The organism is Nitrobacter sp. MLSD-S21 (genome assembly GCF_058809865.1).
The window spans coordinates 43818-66863 of sequence record NZ_JBXASZ010000004.1 but is presented as its reverse complement, the minus strand read 5'-3'; the positions used below and the strand labels follow the sequence as shown (position 1 = coordinate 66863).

Annotated in this window: 16 protein-coding genes and 1 pseudogene; 5 read left to right on the top strand and 12 right to left on the bottom strand. The window is 63.5% G+C overall.

The features are described from left to right. Positions 1 to 129 precede the first annotated feature (129 nt). Complete coding sequence (accD, locus tag AC1RT6_RS13530) at positions 130 to 1089, top strand: acetyl-CoA carboxylase, carboxyltransferase subunit beta (RefSeq protein WP_079445107.1); 960 nt, start codon at positions 130 to 132, stop codon at positions 1087 to 1089. Then, complete coding sequence (locus tag AC1RT6_RS13525) at positions 1086 to 2414, top strand: bifunctional folylpolyglutamate synthase/dihydrofolate synthase (protein ID WP_079445106.1); 1329 nt, start codon at positions 1086 to 1088, stop codon at positions 2412 to 2414. Before accD ends, AC1RT6_RS13525 begins: the two co-directional genes overlap by 4 nt. A gap of 214 nt (positions 2415 to 2628) precedes the next feature. Here the strand turns inward: AC1RT6_RS13525 and trxA are convergent, their stop codons facing one another. From trxA to AC1RT6_RS13490, 7 genes are all read right to left on the bottom strand, one after another. After that, positions 2629 to 2949, bottom strand: coding sequence for a thioredoxin (trxA, locus tag AC1RT6_RS13520; protein ID WP_011313390.1), 321 nt, complete (start codon positions 2947 to 2949; stop codon positions 2629 to 2631). 97 nt (positions 2950 to 3046) lie between these two features. Beyond that, entirely contained in the window at positions 3047 to 6553 is a 3507-nt protein-coding gene (gene addA, locus AC1RT6_RS13515) for a double-strand break repair helicase AddA (RefSeq protein ID WP_244553362.1), read from the bottom strand. After that, a complete protein-coding gene (gene addB / locus AC1RT6_RS13510; protein ID WP_472791091.1) occupies positions 6547 to 9699 on the bottom strand; it encodes a double-strand break repair protein AddB in 3153 nt (1050 codons plus the stop codon). The genes addA and addB overlap by 7 nt, the downstream gene beginning before the upstream one ends. 75 nt (positions 9700 to 9774) lie before the next feature. Next, positions 9775 to 10497: a nucleotidyltransferase family protein gene (locus tag AC1RT6_RS13505; protein ID WP_079445104.1), complete on the bottom strand. Its 723-nt coding sequence runs from the start codon at positions 10495 to 10497 to the stop codon at positions 9775 to 9777. Between the two features lie 289 nt (positions 10498 to 10786). Continuing rightward, positions 10787 to 11107, bottom strand: coding sequence for a PilZ domain-containing protein (locus AC1RT6_RS13500; protein WP_079445103.1), 321 nt, complete (start codon positions 11105 to 11107; stop codon positions 10787 to 10789). Positions 11108 to 11212: 105 nt separating this feature from the next. After that, on the bottom strand, positions 11213 to 12736 hold the full coding sequence (gene tsaE / locus AC1RT6_RS13495) for a tRNA (adenosine(37)-N6)-threonylcarbamoyltransferase complex ATPase subunit type 1 TsaE (protein WP_079445102.1): 1524 nt from the start codon (positions 12734 to 12736) through the stop codon (positions 11213 to 11215). Then, complete coding sequence (locus AC1RT6_RS13490; protein ID WP_079445101.1) at positions 12733 to 15249, bottom strand: PAS domain-containing sensor histidine kinase; 2517 nt, start codon at positions 15247 to 15249, stop codon at positions 12733 to 12735. The genes tsaE and AC1RT6_RS13490 overlap by 4 nt, the downstream gene beginning before the upstream one ends. A 369-nt stretch (positions 15250 to 15618) precedes the next feature. On the opposite strand from AC1RT6_RS13490, the gene AC1RT6_RS13485 reads away from it, so the two are divergent. Beyond that, positions 15619 to 15864: a hypothetical protein gene (locus tag AC1RT6_RS13485; protein ID WP_079445143.1), complete on the top strand. Its 246-nt coding sequence runs from the start codon at positions 15619 to 15621 to the stop codon at positions 15862 to 15864. Between the two features lie 18 nt (positions 15865 to 15882). Here the strand turns inward: AC1RT6_RS13485 and dut are convergent, their stop codons facing one another. From dut to ubiE, 4 genes are all read right to left on the bottom strand, one after another. Next, positions 15883 to 16341 (bottom strand): dUTP diphosphatase, encoded by a 459-nt coding sequence (gene dut, locus AC1RT6_RS13480; protein WP_472791094.1) that lies wholly within the window; start codon positions 16339 to 16341, stop codon positions 15883 to 15885. Then, positions 16338 to 17774, bottom strand: coding sequence for a bifunctional phosphopantothenoylcysteine decarboxylase/phosphopantothenate--cysteine ligase CoaBC (coaBC, locus tag AC1RT6_RS13475; protein WP_079445099.1), 1437 nt, complete (start codon positions 17772 to 17774; stop codon positions 16338 to 16340). Before coaBC ends, dut begins: the two co-directional genes overlap by 4 nt. 65 nt (positions 17775 to 17839) lie before the next feature. After that, positions 17840 to 19408 carry a 2-polyprenylphenol 6-hydroxylase gene (gene ubiB, locus AC1RT6_RS13470; protein WP_079445098.1) on the bottom strand — a complete coding sequence of 523 codons (1569 nt, stop codon included), beginning with the start codon at positions 19406 to 19408 and terminating at the stop codon, positions 17840 to 17842. After that, the gene (ubiE, locus tag AC1RT6_RS13465) at positions 19405 to 20163 is read right to left on the bottom strand and encodes a bifunctional demethylmenaquinone methyltransferase/2-methoxy-6-polyprenyl-1,4-benzoquinol methylase UbiE (RefSeq protein WP_079445142.1); all 759 of its coding nucleotides are present in this window, start codon (positions 20161 to 20163) and stop codon (positions 19405 to 19407) included. The genes ubiB and ubiE overlap by 4 nt, the downstream gene beginning before the upstream one ends. Positions 20164 to 20285: 122 nt before the next feature. Between ubiE and AC1RT6_RS13460 the strand changes: the two genes are divergently transcribed. Next, positions 20286 to 20666 (top strand): glyoxalase superfamily protein, encoded by a 381-nt coding sequence (locus AC1RT6_RS13460; RefSeq protein ID WP_079445097.1) that lies wholly within the window; start codon positions 20286 to 20288, stop codon positions 20664 to 20666. A gap of 33 nt (positions 20667 to 20699) precedes the next feature. Beyond that, positions 20700 to 21581 carry a bifunctional DNA-formamidopyrimidine glycosylase/DNA-(apurinic or apyrimidinic site) lyase gene (gene mutM, locus AC1RT6_RS13455; RefSeq protein ID WP_079445096.1) on the top strand — a complete coding sequence of 294 codons (882 nt, stop codon included), beginning with the start codon at positions 20700 to 20702 and terminating at the stop codon, positions 21579 to 21581. Between the two features lie 32 nt (positions 21582 to 21613). Here mutM and AC1RT6_RS13450 read toward each other — a convergent pair. Next, positions 21614 to 22946 (bottom strand): annotated as a pseudogene (locus tag AC1RT6_RS13450) (serine protease). Positions 22947 to 23046 lie beyond the last annotated feature (100 nt).

Genomic DNA, 23046 nt, shown 5'->3' with positions numbered 1-23046 from the left:
AACAACAATCTAGAGCTTCTGATTCAATCAGAGCAAAATGCTCTAGAAAACTCCGGCGGAGCGCCCCTTTGCCTTGCGCCGGCCGCTGCCGCACCGGGGGTATTGCTGCTCGCTTATGGAGCGTCTTCGATGAATTGGTTGACTAACGTCGTCCGGCCGAAAATCCGCAATATCCTCAAGCGGGAGACGCCGGATAATCTCTGGATCAAGTGTCCCGACACCGGGCAGCTCGTGTTCTACAAGGACGTCGAGAGCAACCAGTTCGTCATCCCCGGATCGAACTATCACATGCGCATGAGCGCGGATGCGCGGCTGAGCTCGATCTTCGATAACGAGACCTGGTACGATGTGGCATTGCCGGAGGTGCCTGCAGATCCGCTGAAGTTCCGCGACGAGCGCAAGTATGTCGACCGCATCAAGGACGCCCGCGCCAAGACCGGGCTCCATGATTCCGTGAAGGTCGGGTTCGGCAAGCTGGAAGGCTCCGCCGTCGTGGTCGCGGTGCAGGACTTCGATTTCATGGGCGGCTCGCTCGGCATGGCGGCGGGCGAGGCGATCGTGCGAGGTCTCGAACTCGCGGTCGAAAAACAATGCCCCTTCATCGTGTTCGCGGCGTCGGGCGGCGCGCGGATGCAGGAAGGCGTGCTGTCGTTGATGCAGCTGCCCCGCACCACGGTCGCGGTACAGATGCTGCGTGAGGCGTGCCAGCCCTATATCGTGGTGCTGACGAATCCGACCACCGGCGGCGTCACGGCCTCCTATGCGATGCTTGGGGACGTTCAGATCGCGGAGCCCGGCGCGCTGATCGGCTTCGCCGGAGCCCGCGTCATCGAGCAGACCATACGCGAGAAACTGCCGGAGGGTTTTCAGCGTGCCGAATATTTGCGCGACCACGGCATGATCGACATGGTGGTGCATCGTCACGAGCTGCGGCCGACGCTGGCGCGGCTGTGCCGGCTGTTGACCAAGGCGCCGGAAACGATCGAGACGGCGCCAGAACCAGCTTCTCTTGTCCAGCCGGATGAGCCGGCCGAACCGGCTGCCGTTCCGGAGGCTCCGCCGGCGACGCCAGCCGCACCTCCGGCGTGAGCGCCGTTCCGCCCCGCCAAGCGCCGCTCGACGACGTTGTTGCGGGGATCTCGAAGCTGCATCCGAAAAAGATCGATCTCACGCTCGGCCGGATGTGGCGCATCCTCGACCGGCTCGATCATCCCGAACGCAAGCTGCCGCCGGTCATTCATGTCGCCGGCACCAACGGCAAGGGCTCGACCATTGCCTACCTGCGCGCGATTCTCGAGGCTGCAGGTTTGCGCGTGCACGTCTTTACCTCGCCCTACCTGGTGCGGATCAACGAATGCGTGCGGCTGGCCGGAACGCTGGTGGCCGATGACCCATTGCGTGACGCGCTGCTTGAATGCGAGCGTGCTAATGGCGGCGATCCGCTCACTCTTTTCGAGATGAAGACGGCGGCGGCCTTTCTGCTGTTTGCGAAAAATCCCGCCGACGTGCTGCTGCTCGAGGTCGGCCTCGGTGGCCGGCTCGATAGCACCAACGTCGTCGAAACGCCGCTGGCGAGCGTTATCACGCCGGTCGGCATCGATCATGTTGAGTTTCTCGGCGGCACGCTGATGCAGATTGCCGGCGAGAAAGCCGGCATCATCAAGCGTGGCGTGCCGGTGATCTCCGCCGAACAATTGCCGGAGGCGCAGGCTGTGATCGAGCAGCGGGCGAAGCAGATGCGCAGCCCGCTGCACGCCGCCGGCCAGGACTGGCACGTCCACGTGGAACACGGGCGACTGGTCTATCAGGACGAACGCGGTCTGCTCGACCTCGCCGCCCCTCGGCTGTTCGGCCGGCATCAGTTCGACAATGCAGGCCTTGCGATCGCGACGCTGCGGGCGCAGGACCGGTTCAGCATCGAGACAACGGCGTTCGAGCGCGGCGTTACCGGCGCGGAATGGCCGGCGCGGATGCAGCGGCTGACATCCGGCCGGATCGTGGATCAGGCGCCACGCGACGCCGAGCTTTGGCTCGACGGCGGCCACAACGCCGATGGCGGACGGGTAGCGGCGGCGGCGCTCGGCGATCTTGAGGAGCGGCTGTCGCGTCCGCTGGTGGTGATAACAGGCATGATGGGCAACAAGGACGCGCAGGGCTTTCTCGCCAACTTCGCCGGCCTAACGCGCCATGTCATTGCCGTGCCGATTCCGAACATGGAGAATGCGATGCCTCCGGAGGTCCTGGCGGAAGCGGTCCGCGCGCTCGATATGCGCGCCGAAACCGCGGTGAGCGTCGGGGCCGCGCTGCAATCGGTCGCGCGTCTCGCCTACGAAATTCCGCCGCGCATTCTGATCGCCGGATCGCTGTATCTCGCCGGCCACGTGCTGGCGGAGAACGGCACGCCGCCGAACTAAAGTTTATTGAATTCGGGCTGGATCGAACCCACCGTCATTGCGAGCGGAGCGAAGCAATTCAGGACAAAGTAAGAGCTGGATTGCTTCGTCGCTTACGCTCCTCGCAATGACGCCGACAAAACACCTACTCCCGCAAGGGGAGAAGGACGGCGAACGCACCCAAACAAAACGGCCGGCGCTGAGCCGGCCGTTTGCGGGATTCGGTGCGAAAAGATCAGACTGTGGCAGTGATCCACTGCTCAAGTTTTTGCTTCGGTGCGGCGCCGACCTGACGCGAGGCCAGCTCGCCGTCCTTGAAAATCATCAAGGTGGGAATCGACATCACGCCGTATTTCGAGGCCGTCCTCGGGCTCTCGTCGACGTTCAGCTTCACGATCTTGACCTTGCTGCCCATCGCGCTGGAGATTTCGTCCAGAACCGGGCCGATCATGCGGCAAGGGCCGCACCACTCCGCCCAGAAATCCACCACGACCGGGCCAGTCGCCTTGAGCACTTCCGCTTCGAAATTGGCGTCCGAAACCTTGCCAACAGCCATGGAATACCTCGTTGTGTCGATGAGATCGTGCGCTACGAACGAATGCACGTGAAACTGCGATCAAGGTAAGAAGGCGATCTTCCCGGGTCAAGGTTTCTCACACCGAGATGATCGCTTCCAGGCCAGCATCCAGCGCCGCGGCTGAAATCTCCATCATTTCAAGCGCCTCGGTCCAGAGCAGCGCCGCCTTGACAGGCAGTTCCGGGTACAGGCTTGCAAGCACCGCGCGATAGAGCGCGAGCTGGCGGATATAGGCCGGCGGTACGCCGGCAACGTTCGGGGGTGGTGCGTGGCCGGTCTTGTAGTCGACGACCAAAATTCCGTCGGGAGTTACCACGAGACGATCGATCTGACCGGATACCAGCACGGGATCGCCCCGCCGAGTGGTCAGCCGCCCGGCAATCGCGACCTCAGCCCGGCTGCCCGCGGCGAACACGGGCGCAAACCTCGCATCATCGAGCACCGCCATGACCTGCGCCGCCAGCGCATCGCGTTCGGCGGCGCTCCAGTCGTTCGCGTTGCGCGCGAGATAGGAAAGTGCCGTGTCTCGACGGCGATCTGGCGGCAAGTCCGGCAGGGATTGCAGGAGGCGATGCACCAGCGTGCCCCGCAGTCGCGCGCGGTGGCGCTGATCCGGGAAGGCGCTGGCCGGCAAGCGAAGATGTATGGCCTCGTCAGTATCCGAGGGCTGTAGCGGTCGGCTCGCTGGCGGTTCCGGCGTGGCCATGCGGTGCAGCCAGGGCGGCGGCAACCTGATCTCGGCGACGGTGGCGGCCGGCAGCGCCGGACGTGTGTCATCCGATGTTTCCCCCGGCCGGGCGAAACGCTTAACCTTGCCGGCGGCGGTTTCGAACTCGTGCATCGCAAGGCCGGAATTGCCCAGACCTGTCTCGATCAGGTCGTACCAGGAGAACTTTCGGACATCTTTGCGGTTTCCCGGTTTGCAGCCGCCGACGATCAGGCGGTCGGCCGCGCGCGTCATCGCGACGTAAAGCAGACGGCGATATTCGTGCTCGGTTTCCGTGGTCATGGCCGCGCGAGCTTGCGCCACGCAAGGCGGATCCTCTGCCTTCTTGCCGGCCCAGATCGTCACGCCGGCAACGCCGGCGGGAGCATTGCCGCGCGCCATACGAATCAGGCTGAGACGCTCGGTGTCGGCTGGCGATGTCGAAGTGTCGGCGAGAAACACCACCGAGGCTTCGAGTCCTTTCGCGCCATGCACGGTCATCACGCGCACTTCGTCGCGCGAAATTTCCATGTCGCGCTTCACCTCGGTATCCGCAGCGCGCAACCACGCCATGAAGCCTTGCAGCGACGCGGGGGCCTTGCGCTCATAGGTCAGCGCCAGTTCAAGAAACTCATCGAGCGCATCATTGGCTTCATGGCCAAGCCGGCGCAGGATGCGCCGTCGTCCGCCATCGATCTCTCCCTGGCCGCCCAGGAGCCACGCGAAAAACGCGAACGGCGTCTCGCGTGTGGCGCGACTTTCGCACCGCTTGAGGCGCTCGAGTGCGTCACGGAGTTTATCGTTCGTTGGCGCATGCTCGGCGAGTGCGTCGCGCAGCGAGCCTTTGCGCTGCCATGCCAGCGTGAACAGGTCGTCGTCGTCGAGGCCGAACAGCGGGCTTTTCAGCGCCACTGCAAGCGCCAGATCGTCCCGCGGCAGCAGCAGCGCATCCGCAAGATTCATCAGGTCGATGATCGCGATGTGCTCGGTCAGCTTGAGGCGGTCGGCGCCGGCCACGGGAATGCCGGACTGCTTCAGCGCCTGGATGACGGCGTCAAAGGTGTTACCGCGTCGCCGCACCAGCACCAGGATATCGCCATAGCCGAGCGGACGACGATTGCCCAGATGCCCGGTCATGGTGCCTTGCGTGATCAGCGTCTTGATCTCGGCCCGGATGCGCCGTGCAAGTTTGACCTCGGGGCTGGTTGAGGTGACCTGATCGAACGGCGCGCGCCAGCCCTCGATCTCCTCGCGCTGGTCGCGCTCCTCCAGATTCCAGAGATCGACGATGCCGGGTGCGGCGTCCGCCAGCGATTCATGCACGGGATGTGCGCCGACCGCATGGATGCTGGAATAGATATTCGGATCGCGGAACACATGGTCGACCGACTCGAGGATCGTTTTTCCGGATCGGAATGAGTAGATGAAATCCTCCTTGCGAAACGGGAGCTCGGCATCGCGGAATTTCTGCTCCAGCTTGCGCCGCCGCTCGTCGAATTCGCGCGGGGCCGCGCCCTGGAACGAGAAAATCGACTGTTTCTCGTCGCCGACCGCGAACACGGTTCGCTTGACGCCTTCGCGCGCGCCTTCACCGGTGGTGAACTCCGCGATGATGCGCTCGACAATGTCCCATTGCTTTGGACTCGTATCTTGCGCCTCGTCGATCAGCACGTGATCCACGCCGCGATCGAGCTTGTAGTGGACCCATCCCGGCGATGTCTGCTCCAGCATCCGAAGCGTCTTGTCGATCAGGTCGTCGTAATCAAGAAGGCCGCGCTCGTGCTTCTCGCGCTGGTAGTTGGAGGCGACTGCGGTCGCGATGATCAGCAGGGATTGCGTGCGGTCGCGGATGTTGATGGCGCGTCGGCGTTCGAGCAGCGCGATCACACGGGTGCACTCGCGATCGAGCATTTCAGCGATGTCGGGCCGGACATCGCTGATCTTCTTTGTAACGAAGGATTTGCGCCGGCCGCCATCACCGGTCAGGAAGACGTCGAGATAGCGATCGGCTTGCGCGGCATCTCCCACCATGACGTGCGCCTCGCAAAGGCGGTTCGCCTGGTCGATGTCGGATTTATTGCCTGTCTTCAGAATCGCGGCGAGCGATTTCCATTCCGACCTCGGCAGGTTCGGCCCGTCGACGATCTCGCGCTCGATATCCTCGACGCGCTCGGCTGGATCGACACCGAGCGCATCGGCAACATCCCGGATCGTCTGCTCGATGCCACGGTCTTCGGTCCGGACCATGACGTGATCGCGGCTGAGACAGGCCTGGTTGACGACGTCCCGCAGTGTCGAGTCAGCGGCCGCCCCCATGGCGTATCGCAGCGCTCGCCCGGCCGGACTGTCAGGATTTTGCGAAGCGTCAAGCATGATACGGATGCTCGCGCGCTCCATGATCTCGGTCTGGTCGCGCTCGTCGAGCACGGTGAAGCGCGCCGGCACCTGCGCCTCGAACGGAAACTGCTGCAACAGCCGCGTGCACAGCGCGTGAATGGTCTGCACCTTCAGGCCGCCCGGCGTTTCCAGCGCGGATGCAAACAGTTTGCGCGCCCGTTCTCGCCATTTCACGTCAGGCTGCGCGATACCGACGCCGCGCAGCGCTGCGTCCAGCGCCTCATCGTCGAGCGTGACCCAGTGACCCAGCGTTGAAAACACCCGCTCCGCCATGTTCGCGGCGGCGGCCTTGGTGAAGGTGATGCAGAGGATGCGCGCCGGGGGAACGTCGTTGAGCAACAGGCGGATCACGCGCTGCACCAGCACGTGAGTCTTGCCCGATCCGGCATTGGCGGACACGAACACCGAGGTTGCCGGATCGGACGCACGCTGCTGGCGCGCGCTGGCGTCGGGATGAACGGAGCGGGATGCCTTCACCATTCCTCTAACCCCAGCCCGCCCGCAGCCGACCATTCCTTGACCCGTGCGAGATCGTCATAGGCACCGTAGCGTGTTTTCCACATCGGCAGGTCGAGCGATACATAGCCCTGTTGCTCGTCGTCGAAAGCGCGGATCAGCGCCGTGAGTTCTTGAAGAGCGCGATCGGCTGCCTCATCCGGCGATTGTTTGTCGGTCTTGCTGTTGTTGAGATCGACCTGACGTGGCTCGCCGGGTGGGTTGTTGCCGCTAAGCCGGACATACATCAGCTCGCTGACCGGTGCGCCGGGGGGAATGCCCGCGAAACCGCCCTTGCGCAGGATCGCGGATTCCAGCGTGAGCTGTGGCGACAAGCCGAGCCGCACCTGCTTATTGCTCGGCGGGCTGCCGGTCTTGTAGTCGAGAACGGCAAAGCGGCCGTCGATGAGATGCTCGATGCGGTCGGCGCGCGCCGACAGAATAAAGTTGCGATCACCGTCGATCGGGATCTCGATCTTGCCGCTAACCTCGGCGTCGATCTTCACGAGTTGCGTTCGTCGCGACGCTTCCCATTCCGCGAACCACGCCGCGATGCGCTGGAAGCGTGGCCACCACAGCGCGCGCGCCTCTGGCCGCTGCATGAGCGGCGCGAAACGGCTTTCTCCGATGGCGCGCAACACGTCCTGCGCATCGTCGGGCAGGTTTGCCGGATGCAGCTTTGTGAAATCGCCGAGCGCGTCATGAATCGCCGAGCCGCGGTCCGCCGCCGACAGTGGCATGTCAACGGCATCGAGCGGCAAGAGCTTCAGAATGTATTTGGCATAGATGGTGTAGGGATCGCGCAGCCAGTCCTCGATCGCAGTCACGGACAAGTGCGTCGGCCGCGCCACACGCGGCGGCTTTGGTTCGGGTTTCGCGACCGGCGTAACCTCGTCGGGCCGATCGAGCACTTCCGCATATTGAATGTATCGCGCTCCCGCCTGTTTCGCAGCCGTCCAGCGTGCCGTGCCGGCGACGGCTTCGAGCCGATGCAGGAAACGGGATGCAACCGCCGGCGCGCCGCCGGCTTTGGCGGCGTGGCTGAGGATGACATCCTCGGCACCGAGAAGCTGAGTGAAATCGTGCGCGGAAAGTCCGATGCGCCGTTCCGGAAGATCGAGCCCGAGTTCGTGTCGCATCGGCCGGCTGAGCCAGGGATCGGTCGGCGGCGCGGGCGGCCATACGCCCTCATTGAGTCCGCCGAGAATGATGCGGTCGCATTGAGTGAGACGCGCCTCCAGCGGCCCATAGATGCGCAGGCTCGCCGTGGTCGTCTGCGGCCGGCGCACGACGCGGTCGCCGAACGCGGCCTCGAACGTTTCCGGATAATCCGCGATCTTGACCGTCAAACCGCTGCGGTCACCCGCCTCGCGCAAATCGTCGAACGCCTCGGCGAGCGCACGGCCATGCTGGCCGTCGAATGCGACGGCAACGCCTTGATCGTCATGCGACATTGCTTCGACTACCTGGCGATGCTGCGAGGCGAGAATGGTGAAGTCCGCCGACCTTGATGCGCCATCGCTTTCGAGCGGCGTAAGTGCCTTCTGCAAGGCCGTGATCAGGGCGCGGGCTTCGTCAAGATGATGTGGCTTCAGCGCGGCGCGGGGCTCGCTGCGATGCAGAGAAGAATTCTCGCCGCGATCGAGCTTGTCGCGTTCGCCGCAGAATTGCGCAAACTCATCCGCGAGTCCCTTGCTGCCCGGCGGCGGCCGGGTGCCGCGCAGGATCGCAAGCTCCAGTGTTGTGATTGCGCGCGCCCATCCTCCAGTGGAGCGACCGAGCCGGCACAGCGGATGCTTCAGCAGGGCCAGCAGGGTCGGCGGCTCCAGGCCGTTGCACGCCGTCTCGGCGACCAACCGTGCGAATATTCCCGCAGATGTGTCCATCAGCGGGTCACCGCCCGAATCGTCAAAGGCGAGATTCCAGCGGCCGAGCGCCGCCATCACCCGGCGCGCCAACGCTCGGTCGAACGTCACAAGCGCCGCGGTCCTGTTCAGGTCGCGAGCCTCGCGCATGGCAACAGCGATGCTGAGCGCTTCCATTTCCGGATTGGCGGCGGTGATTACTGCGAGGCTTTGCAGTCCGGCCGCGATCTTCTCGGCGACCTCGGGCTCGGCAAGCCGGGTGTGCCATTGCGCGGTCGCCTCCGCCGGCCGCATTGCCTCGGACGCCAGCATCTCGCGCCCGTATGGCGCAGGGGAGCCAAGCGCTCTCACGTCGCGTCGCGCGATGCCGAACCGCGTGAGCAGGCCGTGCAGCGCGAACTGTGGATGACCGGCGGCGGGCGGCGTGATGAATGCGCCGCTTTTATCCTTGCGGCCGCCAATCAGTTGCCATGCGTCTTCGTCGAGGTCGGTATCCAGTCCCGGCAGCACCACCGCGCCTTGCGGCAGAGTTGCAATGATATGCAGCAGTTTTGCAGTCGATGGCATCGAACCGGTGGAGCCGGCCGCGATCACGGGTCCCGCATGATGGGTGAGGAGACGCGCGGCCTCGGCTTCGATCAGGCGATCGCGCCGCGCCACCGGTTCGATCCGCTCCTTTTCCTGAAGATGATCCGGCCAATAGTTTCGCGCGATCTTCAGGAAATCGAGCGTGAGCTGCCAATAGCGGTCGAGCGCCTCGGGCACGAGCCCGTCAAGCGCGCGCCAGTCCACGCCGCGCGTCGCCATGTCATCCATCAGTCGCGCGAGATCCTCGGCAAGCGTCAGCGTCGAGGCCGGGCCGCCGAGAACCAGCGGCGCTTGCGCCGGCTCACCCGGTTTCAGCCGATCCGCCCATGCATTGATAAGCTGCGCGAGCGCGAGGCGGCGCGCGAGCCCGTCGAGCGCCGGCGGCAATTCGAGCGACTCCGGCGACAGCGAGACTGCCTGCGCGAAAGCCAGTTCGTCCTCGTCGATGCCGCCGAGCGCGACGATGCGCGGCAGGATCACGGCGTCGAGATCCAGGACGTCGAGGAAGATATCGCGCGCCATGCGGCCGGCGCGGCGGGTCGGCAGGTAGAGCGTGGCCTCGGCAAGTCGTTCGGGCTGCGCGCGCGGACGGAATCCCTCGATCAGTTCGCCGTCGATCAGTGCGGTGATGACGGTACGTAGAAACAGTACTGACGAGGGGACGTTGTGGACGCGCATGAGGAATCCTGATTCGAGATCAGGCATATCATGACATGAGCGGGAGAGGAGCGGCGGCCGGTTGAAAGGCAGGCGTCAGATGACGCCCGCGAGGACCGCTTTCTCGGCCTCCTGAACGGCATCGGGTGTTCCGACATGCATCCAGAGGCCGTCGAGCCGCAGCCCGAACAGCCGGTCCCGCTTGCCGGCCTGGTCGAATATCGTCGTCAGCGAAAACTCTCCTGTCGGCGCGCCGGCGAACAGCGTGGGCGACATGATGGCGGCGCCGGCATAAACGAACGGCACGACCTGGTTCTCTTTCCGTCTGCGAAGCGCGCCGTTGGGCAGCATGGCGTAATCGCCGCTGCCACTGTAGCCGATGCTGCTCACGGTCGGCGCCATTAGCAGCAGAATGTCCATGCGCGCGGGATCGAAGGCCTCGGTCAACCGCATCAGATTGGAACGCGCGCCGTCGATCCACATCGTATCGGCGTTGAGATGGAAGAACGGCGCCTCGCCGAGCAGCGGCAGGGCCTTGACCACGGCGCCGCCGGTGCCCAGCACCTCATTGCGCTCATCGGAGATAATGATCCGCGGCCTGATGCGGTGCGCGACATGATCGATGATCTGATCGGGAAGATAACGCACGTTAACGACCGCTTCTTCGACGCTGGCCTCCGCCAACTTGTCCAGTACGTGATCGAGCAGCGGCTTGCCGGCCACCGGCACCATGGGTTTTGGCATCCGCTCGGTCAGCGGTCGCATGCGCAGGCCGAGGCCCGCGGCGAGTACCATGGCTTTGGTAGGAGTAACTGGCATGTCTTAGCTCACGCACATCGTCGATTCAGCGAACTATAGCGGTTTCGAGCGAAGTGGATACCCCGGTTCGCGTGAAGAAAACGCGTCAGACCAGAATCATAAAACCACGCTTCTGATTCCATCAGAAGCGTAAAGGCCCTGTATCACGCCGCGTTACGAATCGCACTGATAACCCCGGCGATACACGCCCGAGATGATGACGCGCCCATGATAGCGGAGGGGGCTGCCGGATTGAATGACGGGATCCGGGCGGAAACCGCACCGCGCTTGTTCTTCATTCGCTCCAGGATCAGGTGTCCGCCGTGGCGCTGTTTTGCCGGCTTGTCTTTTTCTTTTTGTCGCTCTGCTTCAGGAAATTGACGCCAACCTGGTCGCCATTGACCCAGGCCAGTTCGCAGCGGCGATAGGCGAGGCCCGTGGATGACAGCAGCAGAAAAAACTCCTTGAGATGCAGGCCTTCGATGGAGCCTTCGATAGTCAGCTTGGCGCCGATTTCCGATACGTCCTCGATGGTGCAGTCGCGGCGCCAGGTGCCGTCGATGCCCATCATGCGCGCGCTGTAACCGCGCTCGAAGGTGACGCGCTCGCCCTTGCGCCGTTCTACACCCATGATGTGCTCCCTCTTGGAAGGACGACTGTGCCGCGATCCGCAGGATAGATCCCGGGCTCCGAAGCTACGGCGCTACTTCTAAAAAAAGGCGTAAAATAAAACGGTTCAACCCGCCGGAGGCGGAACGTGATTCTGATACCACTCTTGGGCCGCTGATAACGCCGGGTGAGCCAGCGAGCGCGTGAGATAGGTCCAGATCCGGGGTTGATGTCGCAGATAGTGCGGTTTGCCATCGCGCCGATTGAGTCGCGCGAACGTGCCGAGCAGCCGGGTGTTGCGTTGTGCCGACATGATGGCATACAGCTCGGCGAAACCGGCGGGATCGAACCGCGCGTCCGATTCCAGCCGCGCCTTCACGTAGCGGGTAAGCAACGCGAGTTCGATCGATTCGGGAACATCCACCCGTGCATCCTGCAAAAGCGAGACCAGATCGTAGGCGGCGGGACCGAGCACGGTGTCCTGAAAGTCGATGATGCCGACCTTTCGGATATCTCGCTGTTGCTCCAACCAGATTAAATTGGGCGAGTGGAAATCACGCAACACCCAGGTTCTGGACGCAGCACTCGGTTTCGCCAGCAATGCGCGCCAGATTGTCATGAACTCCGCGCGCAGGTCTTCGCTCGGTTCAATGCCGCGGTCGATCAGATACCAGTCCAGCATCAGGCCGACCTCGACCAGCATCGCTTCGGTATCGAACACCGGAATGGTGTAGGCGATGTCCGCCGCCACCGGAAGCGTGTCGGGCAGTGTCTGACAATGCAGCGCGGCCAGCAGATCGGTAGCCGTTTGATAACGCTCGACGATCGGCGTCGGCGGCGTGCCTTCGACGAAGCTGGCGCTGCCGAAATCTTCGGTAATCAGGAATCCCGACTCCAGATCGGCATGATGGATCACCGGCGCGGAGAAGCCGTGGTCGCGCAGGCCGCGGGCGATCGCGACGAAGGGCTTGATGTCTTCGGCAAGATGCACCGCCGCACTGTAGGATTTGCCGTCGTGGATCGCCGGTCCATCGGGTCGCCGTGGCGCGTTCATCAGGATGAAACTGCCGTCGCTGCAGATTATCCGGGCGTATGAGCGCGTCGAAGCGTCTCCGGGCATGCGGCGCCGTTCCGCGTCCAAGCACCCGGCATCGTCGAGGAATCGGCGCAGCGCGGCAAGCCGCGAAACCTGAGAGGCGGCCTTGCCATACCCGGTGATTTCGGCGGCGCGCGCGGCTGATCCGAGTGCCGGACTGTGGCTGATGGCGATGTCGATCCGATCAGCAGGCAGGCCGCCGGCTGCGCGGTCCGGCCATTCGATCAGGACCAGCGTGTCTTCGGGCAGCGGCGCGAGGCCAATCTCCTCAAGTTCATCGGGGCCACTGATGCGATAGAGGTCGGCGTGGAGCAGCGGACAGGGCGGCAGATCATAATGTTGCGCCAGGGTGAAGGTCGGGCTCGGTACCTCGATCGTGTCGTCGCTCGCGAGATACCGGATCATGGCGCGCGCGGCGGAGGTCTTGCCTGCGCCGAGATCGCCGGACAGGGTGATGACGTCCCCGGGACCGATCAGGAGCGCCAGGTCGGCCATGAGATGCGCGGTCGCAGTCTCGTTGAGGAGCGCGGTCGCGAATCTCGACGGTCCACTCATTCGGCGGCGTTTCGGTGGGCGGTTTGGTCAAGTGGAAAATCACACACGACCCGGGTGCCGCTCTTGGTGGTGGAATCGAAATGCACGCGCCCGCCATGGAGTTCCACGAAGGAACGCACCAGCGAAAGGCCCAGACCGGGGCCGCGATGGCGCGATCCGTTCGCGTGGCTTTCGAACCAGTCGAACACCTTGTCCTTGACGTCGGGCGAAATGCCGGGACCTTCGTCCATCACGGCAAATCTCACGTTGTGCTCGGCGCGCCGGGCGCTCACCGTGATCACGGCGTCCGGCGGCGAGAAATTGGCGGCATTGGCAAGCAGGTTATAGAGAACCTGAACGATGCGGCGCTCGTCGCCGATGAAGTTGCCGATGTCCGGATCGACATCGACATTCAGCACGATTCGATCGCGGGTCAGGCGGTCCTGAATGCCTTCCGCGGCCGCCGCGATGGTCTTACGGACATCGACCGGCCCGAGTTCAAGCGTCATGGCGCCGGCGTCGATAGTGGCGAGGTCGAGGATGTTGTTGGTCAGCGCCAGCAGCGCGTCTGTCGACGAGGTGATGTAGTTGACATACTCGGCCTGCTTCTCGGTGAGCGGCCCCGTGCCGGGATCGTTCATCAGATGCGCGAAGCCGATGATGGTCGTCAGGGGCGAGCGAAGTTCGTACGAGACGTGATGGACGAAATCGATTTTCATCTGATCGGCGGTCTCGAGCGCATCGTTGCGCTCGCGCAACGCGCGTTCCACGTTCTCGCTATCTGTGATGTCATGGAAGGTCAGCATGGTGGCGCCGTCGGGAAGCGGCATGGTCATGCAGTCCAGGATGCTACCGTCCTTGCGCTCGAGCTTGAGCGGCACTGAGGTGCGATTGTCGATGCCGGTGACCGCCCTGCGGATCGTCTGCCAGGCGTCATTGTCGTCGAACAACGGTTTGCACCACGCCTCGACCGTATCGATATGCGGCTGCTGCGAAAGCGCCTCGGGCGAAAGCTTCCACATCCGCGCAAAAGCCGGATTGAAAAGTTGCGCGCGTCCGTTACTGCCGAAAACCGCGACTGCTTCGGTCAGGCTGTCGAGGGTCTCGCGCTGCACGGTGATGAGCCGGTCATATCGCCGAGCCAGATTCAGGCTTTCCGTGACATCGTCAAACAGGTAGGTGACACCGCCTTCCGGATTCGGCGTGGTGACGATGCTGAGTGCGCGCCCGTCCGGCAGATACCATACGTCCTTGACGGCCTCGTTGGCGCGATAGGCTTCATGCAGGCGTGCTTTCCATGCGCGGAAGTCCGGCTGTTCCGGCAATCGGCGCGCCGCGCGCAGGCGATCGAGCACGCTGGAGTCGTCGGGATGCCCATCGAGAAAGGGACGGTCGAGATCCCACAGCCGGCGGTAGGAGTCGTTGTAGAAAGCGAGCCGCCGCTGCCCGTCGAACACGGCGACGCCCGATGACAATTGGTCGAGGGTTCGGCGATGTGCGTCCGCCATCCGCGTCAGCGCCTGCCTTAGCTCCGTAGCCTCGCTGACGTCGAGCGCGATGCTGGCGCTCCCGCCGGTGGTCCGCAGTGCGTGGATGTCGTGCATCCGCCGCTCGCCGCCGATAACGATCGGCAGCCGCGCGGTAAAAGTGGCATGATCGTTCAGCGCCCGCGCCATCGCGATACGGTCCTCGCTGTCGAGCAGTTCGAGATTGCGCTGGATTGCGTCGGTTGCGTGGGCGGCTTCGGTGGCGCGCGCATAGGCCGCGTTGGCGAAGGAGATATTGCCGTCTTCGCCTCTCGCCCAGAGAGGCCATGGCGCTGCGGCTGCGAAGGCCCGCAGCATCTCTGTTTCTGCCAGGAGACTGTTATGACGCAGCGTCATCTCGGCGAGGTCGCGCCGCAAACCGCCGAGATCGCGGATACGCACGATGGCCTGGCCGCCGATGGCGCGGCCCATCGCTTCTACGGTGCGTCCGGCCGACGTGACCAGATTGAGCAGAAAGCCTTCTCCGGCATTGCGCAGCGCATCGACCGCGTGATCCATCTGCAACGCCGGCTCAGGCAGCAGCCAGGTTCCGAACGCCAAAACCCGCAAGGGCTGTTTTGGCTCCTGCGGTAACAGCAGCGCGGTATCGCCGCTGACCTGGGGACGGTCCTCGCCCGCGCCCCACGAAATCAAAATCTGCGGTTCCACGAATAGAAGGGCGCGAAAGCGGTCGGCCTCCGATTGAAGGTCGCGGATTTCGGCACGCAGCCGCTGTTCGTTCGCGGCGGCGCGGATGCGCGTGCGCATCAGCAGGATAGCGGCGACCACCGAGAAACTCAGCACGCCGAGCGCCATTGCCAGCGCAGTCAAATCCTGCCGACTGAGATTCATGAAAGTCTGGAGCAGCCGTTCGGCCAGCGCTGGTTCGGCTGCCCAAGCGGGCGATATGTCAATGAGGCTGACCGCGCCGGCACCGGCGATGCCGCCCGGCACCAGCGAGGTGCACGACAGTAAGGTCCGACGCATCACGCCGATTACGCCTGACATCTTTGCCCCAAAACCGCACGACGATGTTCGACCGGCAAACCGTTCGCCGTTCACGAATCGACCACCATTATGCTTAAGCGGACTCGGGGGGTAAGAGTCCAGACCGTGAACGGGAATCCGGCAATGGAAAAATGCGCGGCCGCGACATTTTCGAAACGATTTTCTTAAAGACGCGCGGCAGGGGCTAAAGCGGGATGAGGTTTGATTGAATCGTCATGCCCGGTTTTATGCCGGGTATGACGTCGCGAAGTATGAATCCCACCAAAGACATGGATGGCCGTCATCCTGGCGCCCGGTTCCTCCCCGACAGTGGCCGAAACTGAGTCGCGTCGCCGCGCGCTTGTCCCGCGCGCAAGAGGAAGAGCCGTCATGTTGCGATTAGCAATCGCGTTTGTGTTGGCACTGGTCGTGACCGCGGCCAACGCGCAAGATACCAAGTCTGGACAATCGCACACGCCGACCGTTGGCAGCGCGGATGGGACACGGCCGTTCCTATTTGATGGACGAATGCCGGGTGATGGCGTCCGGCGGGGAACGCTCGCCGAAGATCATCACCCCAACGCCGGCGCCATTGTGGTGCCGCCAAAAGCAAACGAGCCCGCGCCCGAACGATGAGTCCGCGCATCCGTGAAGCTAGCGTCCGGTCGAACCAAATCCACCGCTGCCGCGGGTCGTTACCGACAACGACACTGCGCGCGCGAGTTCAATCCGCGTCACCGGCGCCACGACCATCTGCGCGATGCGCTCGCCGCGGCGGATGGTGAATGATGCCGTTCCGAGGTTAACGAGGAGAACGTTGATCTCGCCCCGATAATCGGCGTCCACGGTGCCGGGCGAATTCAGCACGGTAACGCCGTGCTTGACAGCGAGGCCGGAGCGCGGCCGCACCTGCGCCTCGAATCCGTCGGGCAATGCGATGATCAGCCCGGTCGGAACCATCGCATGCTGTCCGGCGATGAGAACCAGCGGCGCCTGTTCGGGAATTGCGGCGACGAGATCAAGGCCGGCCGCCTGGCTGCTTTGGTAGCAAGGCAGCGGAAGACCCTCGGCATGAGGCAGTTGCACGACGTCAACCTTGATCGGGCCGCTCACTTCGACGAATCCGTCATGGTTGAGACAATGCGTTCGATCAGCATTGCGGCCACCTCTTCCTTGGTCATGACGGCGAAGGACTCGGTCTTGATCTCGCCGCCTTCGCCGCGCGTCAACAGATGCACGGTGTTTCGGTCGCCGCCCATCACGCCGGTTCCGGGGGAGACATCGTTGGCGACGATCCAGTCGCAGCCTTTGCGTGCGAATTTTGCCTTGGCATTCTCGATGAGATGTTCGGTTTCGGCGGCGAAGCCGATCACGAGGGGCGGGCGTTTGTCGCGCAGGTTTGAGATGGTTGCGAGGATGTCCGGGTTCTCTGTCAGTTGCAGCGGCGGAATCCCGGCCGCGGTCTTCTTCAATTTCTGCGCGCCTTCGTGCGCGACGCGCCAGTCGGCAACCGCAGCCGAGAAAATCGCGATGTCGGTGGGCAGCGCGGCTTCCACAGCCGCCAGCATCTCCCGCGCGGATTCGACATGCTCCACGGTGACGCCGGCGGGGTCATCGAGGTCGACCGGACCGGAAATCAGCGCCACCTCGGCTCCGGCTGCCTGCGCCGCCGCTGCAATGGCAAAGCCTTGCTTGCCCGAGGAGCGGTTGGCGATATAGCGCACGGGATCGATCGGCTCGAGGGTCGGTCCGGCGGTGATCAGGACTCGGCGGCCCTTCAATGGTTGCGCCTGCGGAGGCCTGAGAATCCGCTCGGCGGCGGTCGCGATCGTCACAGGCTCGGCCATGCGGCCGACGCCGGCCTCACCCGCTTCCGCCATCTCGCCGGCCTCGGGGCCGACCATGGCGACGCTATCGCGCGCGAGCTGCGCCACGTTGCGACGTGTCGCCGGGTTGTTCCACATCAGCGGGTTCATCGCCGGTGCCAGCAAAATCGGCTTGTCCGCGGCGAGTAAAATGGCGCTCGCGAGATCGTCAGCGTGGCCGTGTGCCATCTTTGCCATCAGGTCGGCTGTTGCAGGCGCTACGACGATGAGGTCACAGTCCCGCGCGAGCCGGATATGGCCCGCGTCGAATTCGCTGCCTTGATCGAATAAGTCGGTATAGCAACGCTCATCTGAAAGCGCCCCGGCGCTCAGGGGCGTGACGAATTGCTGCGCAGCATTTGTCATGACGCACCGCACAATAAAACCGCGCTCCTTCAATCGTCGGATCAGATCGAGCGCCTTATAAGCGGCGATCCCGCCGCCAATGATCAGTGTTATTCTAAGTAAACCATTGCTATTGTGTCGTAAATTATGCCAGCGTGGGATTGCTGCGTTGCGGGATGCGTTGCTGGCGGTGGTGACCGTCGGCGCAGCGGGAGTTGCAGCCTCGCGCAGGATAACGCGGACCTCGTCCTCGACCGAACGGCCGTTGCGGGCGGCCCGCATCCGCAGCTCGGCCTTGATGGCGTCGTCGAGCTTGCGGATGGTCAGGCTGGCCATAATAGTCCCGCGATACGTATGATAGCATTGATATCAGTCGATTGGTGTCACTGCAATCAACTCAATCAATGTGCGGTCCAGAGCAGACCCATAAGCGCCGCGGCGATGACCCAGAGCGCCAGAATATTCCAGCGCTGACTGCGTTCTTCAGCCCGCTTGATCTCCGCAATGGTGTCAGGCCCCAATGTCAGCCCTTCGCGCGCCATCGCCTCGAACTGCTCGATGAGAGAGACCGTTCGCGAGGCGATCGCCGGCAACCCACCGAGCAGGCGGCCAAGCTCGCCGGCGCCGGCAATCGCGCCCTGCATCCGTCCGATCGGGCCGAGATTCTCCGTAATCCATTCGCGGACGACCGGATCGGCCACCGTCCAGATATCCAATTTAGGGTCGAAGCTGCGCGCCACTCCTTCGACCACCACCATGGTCTTCTGCAACAGGATCAGTTCGGGGCGCGTCTGCATGTCGAACAGGCCGGTGACCTCAAGCAGCAGCGTCAGCAGCTTGGCCATCGAGATTTCCTCGGCGGTGCGATTGTGGATCGGCTCGCCGATGGCGCGGATCGCTTGCGCGAAATTCTCCACCGAGTGATGGCCCGGCACGTATCCGGCCTCGAAGTGCACCTCGGCGACGCGGCGGTAGTCACGCGTGATAAAGCCGAGCAGAATTTCGGCAAGGAAACGCCGCTCTTTCAATCCCAGCCGTCCCATGATGCCGAAGTCGACCGCGACCAGCCGGCCCGAATCGTCGAGAAACAGGTTGCCCGGATGCATGTCGGCGTGAAAGAAGCCGTCGCGCAGCGCATGGCGCAGAAAACTCTGGATCACCTTGCGGCCGAGTTCGGGCAGATCGGCTTTCGCTTGCGCAAGACGCGCATGATCGTTCAGCGCGATGCCGTCGATCCACTCCATCGTCAGCACGTTGTGAGTGGTGCGATCCCAGTCCACAGTAGGAACGCGAAAGTCCCGATCGTCGCGGGTATTCTCCGCCATCTCCGACAGTGCGGCCGCCTCCAGCCGCAGGTCCATTTCCATCGCTACCGATCGCGACATGGTGTTGATGATTTCGATGAGGCGCAGCCGCCGCGCTTCGGCCGAATGCGCTTCGGCCTTGTTGGCGACGAAAAAAAAGTCCGAGAGGTCGCGTCGAAAGCGTGCGCCGACGTTGGGCCTTAACACCTTGACCGCAACCTGCTTTCGGACGCCGTTCTTCTCGACCTCGCCGCGATGGACCTGTGCGATCGAGGCTGCCGCCACCGGCGGTCCGAAACTTGCGAAAACCTGTGTCACGGGTCTTTCCAAAGACGCCGCGACCACCGCTTCAGCTTCCGCTTGTGAAAACGGCGGCAAGCGGTCCTGCAGGCTTTCCAGATCGCGAGCCATGGCGATGCCGATGACATCGGGGCGCGTGGCCAGGAATTGTCCAAGCTTGAGATAGGCCGGCCCGAGCCGCGTCAGCGCGCGCGTCAGCCGCGAGCCGGATTTCGCGCCGCGGCGCTCGACGAGGCGGGCCATGCGCAGCGCGAGCTGTCCGGGCGGCGGCACCAGCGAGGGATCGACGACGCCGAACACGCCTTCGCGCGCGAACACGAACGCGGCGCGTGCCAGCCGCGCGACGTGGGATAATGCGGAGATCACAAACGCCAGCCCGAGTGTAGTGCGACGATGCCGCCGGAGAGCGCCTGCCAGGTCACGCGGGCGAAGCCGGCGTCACGGATCATGTCGGCAAAGGCATTCGGCTTCGGAAAATTGCGGATTGATTCGACCAGATACTGATAGGAGTCGGCGTCGCCTGTGACGGTGCGGCCGAGCGGCGGGATCACCTTGAAAGAGAACAGATCGTAGATTTTGTCGAGTCCCGGCACATCGACCGTCGAGAATTCGAGACAGAGAAGCCGGCCGCCTGGCTTTAGCACCCGAAACGCTTCGCGCAGCGCGGCGTCGATGCGCGGCACGTTGCGGATGCCGAAAGCGATGGTATAGGCGTCAAAACTGCGATCCGCGAACGCCAATGCCTCGGCGTTACCTTCGACGAACGACACCTGATGATCGAGATGTGTCTTGATGGCGCGCTCGCGGCCGACCGCGAGCATATCCGGATTGATGTCGCAGACGGTGGTCTGAAATCCGTGGCCCGCGGCTTTCGCGGCCCGAAAGGCAATGTCCCCGGTGCCGCCTGCGACATCGAGCAGCGAAAATGGCGCATCGCTGCGCGGCGGGTTCAGCGCCGTGATCAACACATCCTTCCAGACGCGGTGCAGTCCGCCGGACATCAGATCGTTCATCAGGTCGTAACGCTGCGCCACGCTGTGGAAGACGTCGTTCACCAGCGTTTGCTTGTCCACCAGGGGGACGTCCCTGAAGCCGAAATGCGTTTGGTCCTCTCGATCCATGCCCATTTTCTCCATGACCGAACCATAGCCTGCCATGCTGCGCTGCGCTACAAGCCAGGTCGATCTGAGGATGGATCGCCATCGGAGAGTGGTTAACCGGCGACATCAAGAGGGAAGCGTCCATGTCTCCAAAGTTTGCCAGCGTGACCCCCACCCTCCGGATGTTCGATGTCCGCAAGGCGCGGGAGTTCTACCTCGATTTTCTCGGCTTCAAGGTCGATTTCGAACATCGGTTCGAGCCGGATCTGCCGCTCTACATGGGGATATCGCTGGGCTCGGCGGTGCTGCATCTCAGCGAACACCATGGAGGCTGCTCGCCCGGCGCACGGATCATCATCGAGACGACGGGGCTTGCGGATTATCAGGCTGGGCTGCTTGCCAAGCGTTACGGCTATGCCCGGCCGGGATTGGAGCGCCAGCCCTGGGGCGCTACCACCATGACGGTGACTGATCCGTTCTATAACTGCCTGGTCTTCAGCGAAGAAAACGAGACCCCGGCTTAGAACGCCGGAGAATCCCACGAAACGAGCGCAGCGGTGCCTGAACTTCCCGAGGTCGAAACCGTACGCCGCGGCTTGCAGCCAGCGATGGAGGGAGTGACCATCGTCCGCGCCGAGACCCGGCGCAAGGACTTGCGGTTTCCGTTCCAGACCGATTTCGTCGCCCGTCTGGAGGGCCAGGTCGTGACCGGGCTCGGGCGGCGGGCAAAGTACCTGCTGGCGGACCTCGCATCCGGCGACGTGCTGCTGATGCATCTCGGCATGTCCGGATCCTTTCGCGTGATCGATGCGGCCGGAGCCGCGGCTCCGGGCGATTTTCACCATCGGCGTAACGAGGGCCGCGCCCACGATCATGTGTGTTTTACGATGTCCTCCGGCGTCGAGATCGTGTTCAACGATCCGCGCCGTTTCGGGTACATGAAGGTTGTCGCGCGCGAAGCGCTCGACGACGAGCCGCTACTGAGAGGACTCGGCCCGGAGCCGCTTGGGAATGAATTTGACGCGGCGATGCTGGCGCGTTCGTGCCGCGACAAGAAGACCAGCCTGAAGGCCGCGCTGCTCGATCAGCGCGTGGTCGCGGGGCTCGGCAACATCTATGTGTGCGAGGCGCTGTTTCGCGCGCGGCTTTCGCCGCGCCGTCTCGCCGCAACGCTTGCCCTGAAAACGGGTGCGCCGTCTGAGCGCGCCGAACGACTGGTCGCTGCCATTCACGACGTGCTCAATCAGGCGATCAAGGCGGGAGGTTCTTCGCTTCGCGATCATCGTCAGACCACAGGAGAACTCGGTTACTTCCAGCATTCGTTTCGGGTCTACGATCGCGAGGGCGACAAGTGCCGGACGCCGACATGCAAGGGCACGGTGAGGCGCTTCACCCAGAACGGACGCTCGACGTTCTGGTGTCCGGGTTGCCAGACGTAACCCGGTTCAGCCAGCCGAGTGGATGTGTCGACCTATCTCCGCACGCAGATGACGCGAACCACGGCGGCTTCTGCATCAAGCGTTCCGTCGGACGTCATCGTTCGCTTTCAGAAAATCGCGGACGGCTTCCACTGGAGCGAGCACGGCCTGTGCGGCCGTCGCCGCATCCGAAAGTCCGGCGATGTCCGCCGGCTTCAGGAGTGCAAGCCCTGCGAGCTTTCCGTTTGCATCGAGCGCCGCCGCGCCGGAAAAACCCAAGGCCGGTGCCGGCGTCAGCATCAATTCATCGCCGCCCTGCGTCACCGAGGCCTTGATGCGACTGACGGCGGAGCCGCCGCCCTGGCTTTGGGGATCGGTGATGCCGACCAGATCGACTCCACCTTTTGCCGCATCGCGACCGAGCGCGATCGGATGCAATCCATGTGCGCCGTAGATGCGCAGCAGCGCGAGGCCGTGATCCTTGTCGTCGGCGATCCGGTCGGCATTGCCATGGCCCGCGACGACAATCGACCGGCATCCGTCGGTGGCGTCGCGTCCGGTGATGATCGCGCCGTCGCTGCTGACAGTCACGCCGCTTGCATATTCCACCATCTTGCGAAGCGCCGGACCGTTCGCCGGAAACGGGTCGAATGCGCTCGACATGGCGATCACTACCGGCTCCATGACGCCTTCGGTGGCCTGATCGTAGAGAATGGTCAGGATGCGCGCCTCGCTATCACGGAGTTGGCCGCGCATGTAGAACTTCTTCAGACCCTGTGTGCCTGACAGCACGAAGACATCCGGTTTGACGGCGCTGTAGTCGATCTTGCGACCGGCGGGCTGCTTGCGTTCGTGGTCGACCAGCCTTGCGGTTGTGAGGCCGGCTTCCTTGCGGCGCATGACGAAGATCTGGATCGTGCCGGTTGAAGAACTCCATTTCGTGCTTTCGCCCTCTCTCGATTGCTGCGGCACCAGCCTCGCCGGCAGGCCCAGCCGAACGCCGATAGCGGCATCGGCGACGATCTTCCAGCCGACATTCGCGCGCGCTTTCCGCGCCGCCGCGGCGAGAACGCCGCGTTCCTGCGGGTTAAGCACACCGGTCTGCTTGCCGCCCTGATCGTTCTGGAATGCCTTGATCGCAGCGATGAGCCTGTCGCTGACCTCGCCATTGATGAGGCCGTTATAGTGGCTGGTCCATGCCAGGTCGGATTGAAGTGCCTGAAGCGCCGCGGGTGCCATCGCGCTCACGGTATCGGCCGGGGTTTGCGCCGGCGGGCGGGCGGCTGCCGGTTTGTTTTTCGCGCTTCCGGCAGTGCCGCCGGTTTGCGCCTGGGCATACATCGTGGTGGCCACGATCATCAATGCCGCGGCCATCGTCGTTCGCATGGCAGCTTTCGCCTCCGTTGAAACGGCGTTAGAGTCTTGGTTTGACGCGTTTTCGTCACGCGAACCGGATTCCACTTCTCTCGAAAACGCTATATTGAAA